Below are 10816 nucleotides of genomic sequence, written 5' to 3'. Positions count from 1 at the left end.
ATGTTCAGCACCGTCGCATCGATGTTTTCCGCGAGGCCTTCGGCGAGTTGGGGCGCATCGGCGAGCAGCACTTTGCTCACGCCTGCGATCTTCGCTGCCGCATCCGCCGCGCCCTGCGCGTTCGAGCCTGCAACCAGCACATGCACATCGCCGCCGATCTTCGCCGCCGCTGCCACCGTGTTCAACGTCGATGCCTTGATCGACGCGTTGTCGTGTTCCGCAATAACAAGAATCGTCATCAGATTACCTTCGCTTCGTTCTTCAGTTTTTCGACCAGCGTCTTCACGTCCGGCACCGTGATGCCCGCGCTGCGCTTCGGCGGCTCGACCACTTTCAGCGTCTTCAGACGAGGCGCGACATCGACGCCCAGATCGGCGGGCTTCACCGTCGTCAAAGGCTTCTTCTTTGCCTTCATGATGTTCGGCAACGTCACATAGCGCGGCTCGTTCAGGCGCAGGTCCGTCGTGATAACTGCGGGCAGCTTGAGAGAAAGCGTTTCCGCGCCGCCGTCGACTTCACGCGATACCGTTGCCTTGCCATCCGCGACCACGACCTTCGATGCGAACGTCGCTTGCGGCAGACCCGCCAATGCCGCCAACATCTGACCGGTCTGATTCGAATCGTCGTCGATGGCCTGCTTGCCGAGGATGACCAGTTCCGGCTTCTCCTGATCGACCAGTGCCTTCAACAACTTCGCCACGGCCAAAGGCTGCAAGTCCTCTGAAGTTTCAACCAGCACAGCGCGATCCGCGCCGATGGCCAGCGCGGTCCGCAACGTCTCCTGACACTGCGCTACGCCGCACGACACGGCGATCACTTCCGTCGCAATGCCCGCCTCACGCAAGCGCACCGCTTCTTCAACAGCAATCTCGTCGAACGGGTTCATCGACATCTTCACGTTGGCGATATCGACACCCGTGATATCCGATTTCACGCGGACCTTCACGTTGTAGTCGACCACACGTTTTACCGGCACCAGAATCTTCAAAGTAATCTCCCTTCTGACAATCGATACGAATACGACGCTATCGCTGTTTCCTCATCCCGGTATTCGCCTCGATCGCTCCGCTGCCGTCCAGATAGCCATGCTTGCCAAGGTCCGGCATCAGGATCGAGGCCACGAACGTGATACCCGTGAGTACCGCGACATAGTAGAAAAAGCTTGATTCGACGTTCGACGAACGCAAGGTGAGCGCCACGTACTCGGCCGTGCCTCCGAAGGTTGCATTCGCCAGCGCATATGGAAGACCCACACCGAGCGCACGCACGGCCGGCGGAAAAAGATCGGCTTTCACCAGACCGGAAATCGGCGTGTAAAACGATGCGATCAACAGGCCCGCTGCAACGAGCGCGAAGGCCATGTACGGGCTCGTGACCGACTTCAAGGCGAACAGGATCGGCACGACCAGCAATGTCGCGAGACCGGAGAACAGCAGCATGTGCGTTTTGACTCCAATCCTGTCCGCGAGCAGGCCGAGAAGCGGCTGACAAAGCATGAAGCAGATGAGCGAGGCCGTCATGACGAAGCTGACGACCTGCGGCGTCATGCCGGCCGACACAACCAGGAACTTCTGCATATACGTCGTGAACGTATAGAAGTAAAGCGACCCGCCTCCGGTGAACGCAAGCACGAGAAGCACGGCGCGCTTGTGTTGCAGCAATCCGGAAATCGATCCGGCTTCCTTTCGTTTCATGTCATGCCTCGACGCAGTCTCGACCATCGAGCGCCGGAGATAGACGACCACGACCGAACTCACCGCGCCCAGGAAGAACGGGATGCGCCATCCCCATTCCTTCAGCTCGTCGAGCGACAAGGTATGCTGAAGAATGGCGACGGTGAGCAAGGCAAGCAACTGGCCGGAGATGATCGTGAAATACTGAAATGAGCCGAAGAAACCACGGCGGCCGGTCACGGATGCTTCGCTGAGGTAGGTTGCTCCGGTCCCGTACTCCGCGCCTACAGACAAGCCTTGAATAAGACGGGCCACCACGAGCAGCACAGGTGCGGCAACTCCGATGGCCTGATAAGTCGGCAACACGGCGATCAACAGCGAGCCGGCGCACATCATGAAGACGGAGATGATCATCGACACTTTCCGACCCTTGGTGTCGGCAATCCATCCGAATATCCAGCCTCCGAGCGGCCTCATGAAGAATCCCACGGCGAAGACACCCGCGGTCGCCAGAAGCTGACTTACCTGGTTGCCGGTCGGGAAAAACGCAGCAGCGAAATAGATCGATGTGTACGCATAGACGAAGAAGTCGAACCATTCGACGAGGTTGCCGGAGCACGCGCCGATAATCCCCTTCACTCTGATGGACGTCGAGGTCGCAGGGACAGACGAATCAGTTTCGATTCCGATATGACCTAATTCCTTTTGCATTCACGTCTCCTGAAATTCTAGTTGGACGGCGGGTCCATTTTGTGGACCCGCCGATCGACGCGTCTCGGAGGAAGCACTACGGCTCGCGCGTCTGAATAGATTTGAATCCGCCGTCGGGTTAAGCGGACTCTATGGGAAAGCGCGGGCCGGCGGAAATACGAGTTTTATTTGACGCACATAGGGCGAACCTATGCCCGATGATCGCCCTTAATGGTTAACCCGGGATTCTGATGACAGGATGGTGCCGCCCAGGCGGAGTGGACCGCCTCGAAGCGCTATCGAGGTATGCAGGCAGGCGTGGTGGCGGCGCGATCAGTACGACCGCGCCGGAAGCGGAAATGTCGTACAGGACTCAAAGATCGAAGGCATTGACCGGACCAATGAAATCCATCTTCCCGACGTCGACTCCGTTCGTGCGCAAGATCGCGTATGCCATGGCGACATGAAAGTAGACGTTCGGAATCACGATTTGCAGCAGATAGTTCTCTCCCGTCAGTTTGCCCGGCACCCACGACACTTTCACGACCTGCGTGGCCGCGTCGTCATATCGCTGCGTCGCCACGCTCTCGACGAACTCGATCGTCTTGCGGATACGCGCCCGCGCTTCTTCGAGCGTCTGCTCATTGTCTTCATGCCGCGGAGGCTGCTGTCCCGACAGCCACGCCGCCCCACCCTTCAGATAGTCGCAGGCGCTTTGTATCTGATAGAGCAGTGTGCCCATGTCGGGCGCGAGCCGCGTCGACAGCAGGACGGCGACCTCGAACTTCCTTGCGCTGGCGAAGCGCTCCGCCTTGTCGAGATACGTCTCCATCGTTCTGACTGCTTCCACGCATTGCGCGATAGCCTGTGCATACATTTCGGTTCTCCAGAGACAGATACAATACGGCGACTCAATTCCACGTGAGCAAACGCAGTGGACCGACTAGAAGCCATGGAAATGCTGGTGACCGCGGTGGATGGAGGCAGTCTGTCGGCGGCGGCTCGCGAGCTGAAGATTCCTGTCAGCACGCTGACCCGCAAGGTCGCCGATCTCGAAGAGATGCTCGGCACCCGACTGCTCATACGCACCACGCGCAAGCTCACGTTGACCGACGCAGGCATGTCATACGTCGCGGCGGCACGGCGCATTCTCGATCTCGTGCGCGAACAGGAGCACGAAGCCACCGGTGAGTTCGCCACCGCGCGAGGCGAACTGGTCGTCACCGCGCCCGTGCAGCTCGGGCGTCTGCATGTGCTACCGGTCATCAACCAGTTCCTCGCGCAGTATCCGGACATCACGGTCCGGCTCCTTCTCTCCGACCGGAACATCGACCTGATCGATGCGCACGCCGATCTTGCGGTGCGCATCGGCGAGTTGCCCGACAGCAATATGATCGCCACGCGCATCGGCTCATTGCGCCCGATCGTGTGCGCGAGTCCGGCCTTCCTCGCCAGAAGCACGCCGCCGCGCGAACCCGACGACCTCGTGAAGTATGCGTGCGTCGTCTTCAACAGCCCGTACCTTTCGCCTTGGCGCTTCCGGCTTCCGTCGACGCAAAAGATCTATCTGCTGGCCGTGAAGCCCCGGCTCGAAGTCACGTCGCCCGATGCCGCGGTAAGCGCCGCAGCGGACGATGCGGGCATCACCTACGTGTTCGAGCACGACGCCGACGAAGCACTGCGCAACGGACAACTCGACATACTTCTGCCGCAGTTCGAAATCGAGCCCGTGCCCGTGCATATGGTTCATGTGTCGCGCAACCTCATGCCGATCAAACTGCGGCATTTCATCGACTTCGCGGGGCCGTTGCTCAGAGAATCCCTGTCCCGCTTCGGCAAGCAAAAGCAGCGCTAAGCCTCAGGATCGCCGAGCACGCGATCGTTACGGTTCTCGATCACGTCTCGCGTTTTCTTCGTCGCGCCGGGGCCGGCCGCGAAGCGGACGTCCCGATAGCCCAGCGCATGCCCGTGCGCTCCGCGAACCTCGACCGTCTCGACGGCATTCCCGCTCGCATGCTCGACCAGTGCGATCGGCGGCTTGCCGTTCGGTCTCAGCCATCTGTCTCCCCACTGCATGAGCGCGACCAGCACCGGATACAGGTCTTCCCCTTTCGAGGTTAGCCGGTAACCGAAGGTGTTCGCGCGTTCCGCAATCGGGAAGCGTTCGAGAATGCCCAGTTCGATCATCCGTTCGAGCCGTGCCGTCAGCACATTTCGGGCGATGCCAAGCCCGTTCTGGAACTCGTCGAAGCGCCTGCTGCCCTGCGTGCACTCGCGCACGATCAGCAGCGTCCACCACTCGCCCACCTCGTCGAGGGCGCGAGCAATCGAGCAATCCATTTCATCGAAGCGTTTTCTGTACATGATGGGCAGATGGTAATCGAAGTTTCATCACGCAACTTAACCACTTTGCGGGGAACAGCTTCCCGGTTTCGGCCAGTACCGAGCCGCAACCGGCTTGCATATAGTTGCGTCACGAAACTTAGCTGGCAGTCGTCATCGACCTCGTCCAGCCAATCACCTCTTCTAGGATACCCATGGAAAACCAAATCGATCAGGCCGGGACGGGCATCGACGCTCCAGAAACTCCGGCCAAGTCTTCTTCGGTTCGATGGATCGGTAAAGGCGTCGCTGGTCTCGTCATCGCCGCAGCGGCTGCGGCGGCGTTTCACCTGCATGGGTCCGATGCCGCGCCGATCGCCGTGCCGCCGCCATCGGTAACGACGAGCGCGCCGTTGCAGCGCGACATAGAAGACCGGCTCGGCTCCCTCGGCCAGTTCTCAGCCGTGAATCGCGTCGAACTGCGTGCGCAGGTGGGCGGCACGCTCACGCAAATCCATTTCAGGGACGGCGACATCGTCCATCAGGGCGATCTGCTATTCGAGATCGACCCGGAGCCGTATCAGATCAAGCTGAGCGAAGCGACAGCCGAACTCGGCGCTGCCAACGCGCGGCTGACGCTCGCCACGCGCGAACTGGCCCGCGCGCAGGAGCTGCAGCGCGCCGAAGCGGGAACCGCCCAGAACGTCGATCAACGCGTGGCCGAGCAGCGCGCGGCGCAAGCTGCCGTGGACCGCGCGAACGCGCTGGTTCGCGACGCACGCTTCGACCTGGATCGCTGCAAAATCGCGGCGCCCTTCACCGGCCGCATCGGCACGCATCTGGTTTCCGTCGGTAATCTGGTGTCCGGCAGCCGCGCCGGCAGCGCGCCGACGACACTGCTCGCCACTATCGTTTCGCTCGATCCGATCTATCTGGACTTCGATATCAGCGAAAACGACTACGCCGCTTTCCAGCGTTCGCGCGCAAGCCTGCAAGGACCGCTGGCCGACGCCGTGAGTATCTCGCCCACCGGCGACAGCGGATTCACGCGCACCGGCAAGTTCGATTTCATCGACAACGCGCTCGACCGTTCGAGCGGAACCATCCACGCGCGCGCGACGATCCCCAATCGCGATCTGTCGCTGACGCCCGGCGGCTTCGCGCGCGTGCGGCTGGCGACGACCGCGCCGCAACCGGCGTTGCTCGTGCCCGACGCCGCCGTGCTCGACGATCAAACCGACCACATGGTGTACGTGGTCGGCGCAGACGATGTGGCCACGCCGAGAAAGGTGCAGATCGGTGATCTGCGTGGCGGCCTGCGCGTGATCCGGTCCGGGCTCTCACCGAACGACCGCGTCGTGATCGACGGCATTCCGTCCGTTCGCCCCGGTTCCAAAATCGCCCCGCGCGCCGGAAGCATCCAGTTCTCGACCGAGCAAGTGGCCGAAGGAGCAAGATCATGAAGTTGACGCACTTCTTCATCGAGCATCCGCGCTTTGCCGCGGTGCTCAATATATTCGTCGTGCTGATCGGTCTCGCGACGATGATCAAGCTGCCGGTGGCGCAGTATCCGAACATCGTGCCGACCACGATTCAGATCACGACATCGTATCCCGGCGCATCCGCCGATACGATTGCGCGCACGGTCGCCACGCCGCTCGAACAGTCCATCAACGGCGTCGAGAACATGGATTACATCTCGAGCCAGTCGACCGGCAATGGTCAATTGACGATCACGGTGATCTTCAAGGTCGGCACGAATCCGGACACTGCGCTGCTGCTCACGCGCAGCCGCGTGGAAGACACGCTCTCGCGCCTGCCCGCCGATGTGCAACTGCAAGGCGTGCAGGTCAAGAAGACGATTCAGGCGCTGCTGCTGGGCGTTCACGTCTATTCGCCCGATGGCTCCCGAAGTCCCGAGTATCTGTCGAACTATATGCTCAAGGTTCGCGATCAGATCGCACGTTTGCCGGGCGTATCGGACTTCCAGCTGTTCGGCGAGCGACAGTACGCGATGCGCATCTGGATCGATCCAGATAAAGCCGCTTCGTACAAGATCAGCGCGGGTGAAACACTCGCTGCGCTGCGCGCGCAGAACGCCGCGGTATCCGCGGGCGTGCTGAATCAACCGCCGGTCTCGAACCACGGCACGGGCGCGTATCAGATCAACATCGAGGCACTCGGCCGCCTGAGCACGCCCGAGCAGTTCGGTGACGTGGTCGTGAAGTCGGATACGCAGGGACACGTCACGCGGATTCGCGATATCGGCCGCGTCGAACTCGGCTCGGTGGACTACGGCTCGAAAGCGTATGCCGACCGCTACGCGGCCACGCCGTGGTTCGTGATCGCGACGCCGGATGCCAACGTCGTGCAGGTCGAACACGACGTCTGGGCCAGGATGGCCGAACTGAAGAAGAGCTTTCCTCCCGGCGTCGACTACATCAAGATCTACGACCCGACCACGTTCGTTTCGCAGTCGATCCACGAAGTCGCCAAGACCATCCTCATCGCAATTCTGCTGGTGGTCGGCGTGGTCTATCTGTTCCTGCAGAACTGGCGCGCGACGATCATTCCGGTGGTCGCGATCCCGGTGTCGCTGGTCGGAACCTTCGCGGTCCTGTCGATATTCGGCGCTTCGATCAACAACCTGTCCCTGTTCGGACTGGTGCTGGCGGTCGGGATCGTCGTCGACGACGCCATCGTGGTGGTCGAAAACGTGGAGCGCAACATGGCGCTCGGCATGACGCCAAGAGAAGCCGCGCATCGGACCATGAGCGAAGTCTCGACCGCCATCATCGCAATCGCGCTTACGCTGTGTGCGGTGTTCGGGCCGACCGCGCTGATGTCCGGCATCTCGGGCCTGTTCTTCAAGCAGTTCGCGATCACCATCGCCGCGTCCACCGTCATCTCGTGCTTCGTGTCGCTCACGCTGAGCCCAGCTCTTTGCGCGGTGCTGCTCAAGCCGCACGACATGGAGAAGACGCACGGCGGAACCACTGCGCTGGGTCGCCTGCATCACGCGATCTTCGGTCGCTTCAATGCGTCGTTCGAATGGCTGTCGTCGAAATACGGCAAGCTCACCGGCCGCGCCGTGCGCGCGACGACCGTGATGCTGCTCGTCTACGCCGGGCTGATCGCGGCAACCGGTCTGCAGATGTCGAGAATGCCCACGGGGTTCATTCCGGAACAGGACATCGGTTATCAGGCGGTGATCGCGTTCCTTCCGCCCGGCTCCAGTCTGGAGCGCACCGACAAGGTGATTCGCGAGATCAACGATATCGTGCTCGACACGCCGAAGCTCAAGGGCGTCACGCACACGTCGCCCGTGTCCGGCTTCGATGTCACGACCGGCACCATCGCGCCCAACGTGGGGACGCTGTTCTACGGCCTGCCTTCGCTGTATGGCAAGCACGTGCCGGGCGTCAATGCAGCCTCGATGCTGGTCGAACTGCGCAAGCGCGTGGCCGGGATCAAGGACGCGGTCGTGGTGGTGGTGAATCCGCCGCCCGTGCAAGGGCTCGGCGCGGCGGGCGGCTTCAAGCTGATGCTCGAAGATCGCGGCGGGCTCGGTCCGCAAGCGCTCGCCGACGCGGCTCACGCACTCGTCGCGGCGGCCAACAAGGACAAGACGTTCGGCGGCGTGTTCACGCTGTACAACGCGGGCGCCCCGTCGGTCTATGCGGACGTCGATCGGCTGAAGGCGGAAAAGATCGGCCTTACGCCAACGGACGTGTTTTCGACGATGGAGCTTTACCTCGGCTCGCAATACGTCAACGACTTCAACTTCATGGGACGCACGTATCAAGTGCGGGTTCAGGCCGACGAAGCATTCCGCCGGACACCGCAGGATATCGGCAGGCTCAAGGTGCGCAATACCTCGGGCGACATGGTGCCGATCAGCAGCGTGGCGACGTTCCGCAACGACACGCAGCCGTATCGCGTGCCGCGCTACAACATGTATCCCGCAGCGGAAATCATGGGCGCGGCGGGCCCCGGTCTTTCATCCGGCGCTGCGATCGAACGCATGGAAGAACTCGCCCAGCAAGTGCTTCCGAACGGCATCGCCTACGAATGGACGGATCTCGCTCATCAGCAAAAAGAGCAGACCATGTCGCCGCTCGTGATCTTCGCTGCGTCGGCACTGTTCGTGTTCCTCGTGCTGGCTGCGCAGTATGAAAGCTGGAAGACGCCGCTTGCGATCGTGCTGATCGTGCCGATGTGTCTGCTCGCAGCGGCAATCGGCCTGAATATGCGAGGCATGCCGATTGACATCCTCGCGCAGATCGGCTTCGTGGTGCTCGTGGGGCTGGCCGCCAAGAACGCGATTCTGATCGTGGAGTTCGCCAAGCAGCGTCAGGACGAAGACGGCGTCGATGCGGAGGACGCCGCCACGCACGCGGCCCACGTGCGACTGCGCCCGATCCTGATGACGTCGTTCGCCTTCATCGCGGGCGTGGCGCCACTCGCCATCGCAGCCGGCGCGGGCTCCGAGATGCGGCAGTCGCTCGGGACGACGGTGTTCTTCGGCATGCTCGGCGTGACGCTCTTCGGCCTTGCCTTCACGCCCGCGTTCTATGCCTTCGTTCGCAAGCTCGGTGTCCGGGACATCCGCGCCTTGCCGCGCAAACTCAGCAGTGGAGAAGCGAAATGATCAAGCTCTTGTCCAGAACGTCGAAAGCGATTGCGGGCGGTCTGTTCGTCAGCGCGTTCCTCGCGGCGTGCGCGGTTGGCCCGAACTACGTCGCGCCTGAAACGCAGATGGCGCCGTTTCATAACGCGCAGCAGGTGGCCGAGCGGCAAACCACGCTGCCCGCGCCTAGTCTCGACAACTGGTGGACCGGGTTCGACGATCCGGAACTGGTCACCGTGGTGCAACGGGCACTGGCTCAGAACCTGAGCATTCAGGCCGCGATCGCGCGCGTCGCCCAGTCGCGTGCGGCAGCCCAGGCGGCCGGTGCACAGTTGCTCCCGACGGTCGATGCCAACGCGTCGTATTCGGCCGAACACCAGAGCGTGCAGAGTCCGCTCGGCGCACTTGCGAGCGCGTTTCCGAACTACAGCCGCGATCAGAAGCAATACGTCGCGGGCGCGACGGCAAGCTGGGAAATCGATCTCGCCGGTGGTCTCAGACGCGCACATGCAGCCGCCACCGACGAAGAACAGGCCGCCGAGGCTGCGCAACTCGGCACCCGCGTCACCGTCGCCGCCGACGCCGCCGACGCCTATCTGCAAATCCGCGGTCTGCAGGCGCAACTGGCCGTCACGCAGGATCAGGTGGACACGGACGCGCGACTGCTGGAACTCGTGAAAGCGCGCAAGCGGGCCGGCGCATCCGACGAACGCGAAGTGGCTCAGGCCGAAGCGTTGTTGCGTCAGGCGCGTGCCGCCGTGCCGAGCTTGCGGGTATCGCTCGAAGCGCAATCGAACCGGCTCGATGTGCTGTTGGGCGCGCAGCCCGGCACCTATGCGGCGGAACTCGGCACGCATGCCGGTGCGATTCCGGACGTACCGGCGATCAGCAGCGGCGATACACCCGTCGACGTACTGCGGCGCCGCCCCGACATCATCGCGGCGGAGCGGCATCTGGCGGCGTCCAGTGAAGGTATCGGCGCGGCGCTCGCCGAGTACTACCCGAAGATTTCGCTCGCCGGCGCGCTGGGTTTCGACAGCCTCTCGGCCAGCCACTTTCTGAGCGCGAAGGCGTTCCAGGCGGTCGGCACGGGCGCGCTGCGATGGCGTCTGTTCGACTTCGGCAGGGTGGACGCCCAGGTGAAAAACGCGCGCGGCACGTATGCGGAGGCGCTCGCGCAGTATCGCGAAGCGGCGCTCAAGGCGACCGAAGACGTTGAGGACGCGCTCATGGCGCTCTCGCAAACCGAGATTCGCGCTCAGGAAGTTCAGCAGGAAGTCGACGCATTGACACGGGCACGCGACCTTTCGGAGAAAGCGTATCGCGCGGGTTCGATCACGCTCACCGATGTGCTCGACGCCGACCGGCAACTGCTCGTCGCCCGCGACGATCTTCATGCGACGAAGGCGGATGCCGCGCGCGCCGCCGTGCGGACCTTCCGCGCGCTGGGAGGCGGCTGGGATGCGCCGCAGCAACAGGTGGCGCAAAAGAACTAGCGCCC

The 10816-nt window shown here is 62.4% G+C and carries 9 protein-coding genes; 4 read left to right on the top strand and 5 right to left on the bottom strand.

The genetic code is table 11. The annotated features are described in order from the left end of the window. The 4 genes from AWB80_RS33055 to AWB80_RS33040 all read right to left on the bottom strand — a co-directional run. The coding region (locus AWB80_RS33055; protein ID WP_482764100.1) for an adenine nucleotide alpha hydrolase family protein at positions 1-239 on the bottom strand (239 nt) is incomplete at its 3' end. Continuing rightward, complete coding sequence (locus tag AWB80_RS33050; RefSeq protein WP_061178875.1) at positions 239-988, bottom strand: electron transfer flavoprotein subunit beta/FixA family protein; 750 nt, start codon at positions 986-988, stop codon at positions 239-241. The genes AWB80_RS33055 and AWB80_RS33050, both read right to left, overlap by 1 nt. A gap of 37 nt (positions 989-1025) precedes the next feature. After that, positions 1026-2384 carry an MFS family transporter gene (locus AWB80_RS33045; RefSeq protein ID WP_061178874.1) on the bottom strand — a complete coding sequence of 453 codons (1359 nt, stop codon included), beginning with the start codon at positions 2382-2384 and terminating at the stop codon, positions 1026-1028. Positions 2385-2736: 352 nt separating this feature from the next. Continuing rightward, positions 2737-3240: a DUF1993 domain-containing protein gene (locus AWB80_RS33040; protein WP_061178873.1), complete on the bottom strand. Its 504-nt coding sequence runs from the start codon at positions 3238-3240 to the stop codon at positions 2737-2739. Between the two features lie 57 nt (positions 3241-3297). On the opposite strand from AWB80_RS33040, the gene AWB80_RS33035 reads away from it, so the two are divergent. Continuing rightward, the gene (locus tag AWB80_RS33035) at positions 3298-4218 is read left to right on the top strand and encodes a LysR family transcriptional regulator (protein ID WP_061178872.1); all 921 of its coding nucleotides are present in this window, start codon (positions 3298-3300) and stop codon (positions 4216-4218) included. Here the strand turns inward: AWB80_RS33035 and AWB80_RS33030 are convergent. Continuing rightward, positions 4215-4727 carry a winged helix-turn-helix transcriptional regulator gene (locus AWB80_RS33030; protein ID WP_061178871.1) on the bottom strand — a complete coding sequence of 171 codons (513 nt, stop codon included), beginning with the start codon at positions 4725-4727 and terminating at the stop codon, positions 4215-4217. The two genes, AWB80_RS33035 and AWB80_RS33030, sit on opposite strands and share 4 nt — an antisense overlap. A gap of 173 nt (positions 4728-4900) precedes the next feature. Between AWB80_RS33030 and AWB80_RS33025 the strand changes: the two genes are divergently transcribed. Genes AWB80_RS33025 through AWB80_RS33015 form a run of 3 tightly spaced genes read left to right on the top strand, consistent with a single transcriptional unit; the run spans position 4901 to position 10811 of the window. Continuing rightward, positions 4901-6148, top strand: coding sequence for an efflux RND transporter periplasmic adaptor subunit (locus AWB80_RS33025; RefSeq protein WP_061178870.1), 1248 nt, complete (start codon positions 4901-4903; stop codon positions 6146-6148). Further along, positions 6145-9336: an efflux RND transporter permease subunit gene (locus tag AWB80_RS33020; RefSeq protein ID WP_061178869.1), complete on the top strand. Its 3192-nt coding sequence runs from the start codon at positions 6145-6147 to the stop codon at positions 9334-9336. Before AWB80_RS33025 ends, AWB80_RS33020 begins: the two co-directional genes overlap by 4 nt. After that, positions 9333-10811, top strand: coding sequence for an efflux transporter outer membrane subunit (locus AWB80_RS33015; protein WP_061178868.1), 1479 nt, complete (start codon positions 9333-9335; stop codon positions 10809-10811). The genes AWB80_RS33020 and AWB80_RS33015 overlap by 4 nt, the downstream gene beginning before the upstream one ends. Positions 10812-10816: the final 5 nt, after the last annotated feature.

The sequence above is a fragment of the Caballeronia pedi genome, from assembly GCF_001544915.2.
GTDB classification, from domain to species: Bacteria; Pseudomonadota; Gammaproteobacteria; order Burkholderiales; family Burkholderiaceae; genus Caballeronia; species Caballeronia pedi.
This window is presented reverse-complemented; position numbering and strand designations above follow the sequence as displayed.

What these genes read in the sequence shown, in the direction of transcription:
- AWB80_RS33045 (WP_061178874.1), bottom strand. Translation starts at nt 2,384, where the DNA reads ATGCAAAAGGAATTAGGTCATATCGGAATCGAAACTGATTCGTCTGTC.
- AWB80_RS33025 (WP_061178870.1), top strand. Translation starts at nt 4,901, where the DNA reads ATGGAAAACCAAATCGATCAGGCCGGGACGGGCATCGACGCTCCAGAA.
- AWB80_RS33040 (WP_061178873.1), bottom strand. Translation starts at nt 3,240, where the DNA reads ATGTATGCACAGGCTATCGCGCAATGCGTGGAAGCAGTCAGAACGATG.
- AWB80_RS33030 (WP_061178871.1), bottom strand. Translation starts at nt 4,727, where the DNA reads ATGTACAGAAAACGCTTCGATGAAATGGATTGCTCGATTGCTCGCGCC.
- AWB80_RS33015 (WP_061178868.1), top strand. Translation starts at nt 9,333, where the DNA reads ATGATCAAGCTCTTGTCCAGAACGTCGAAAGCGATTGCGGGCGGTCTG.
- AWB80_RS33020 (WP_061178869.1), top strand. Translation starts at nt 6,145, where the DNA reads ATGAAGTTGACGCACTTCTTCATCGAGCATCCGCGCTTTGCCGCGGTG.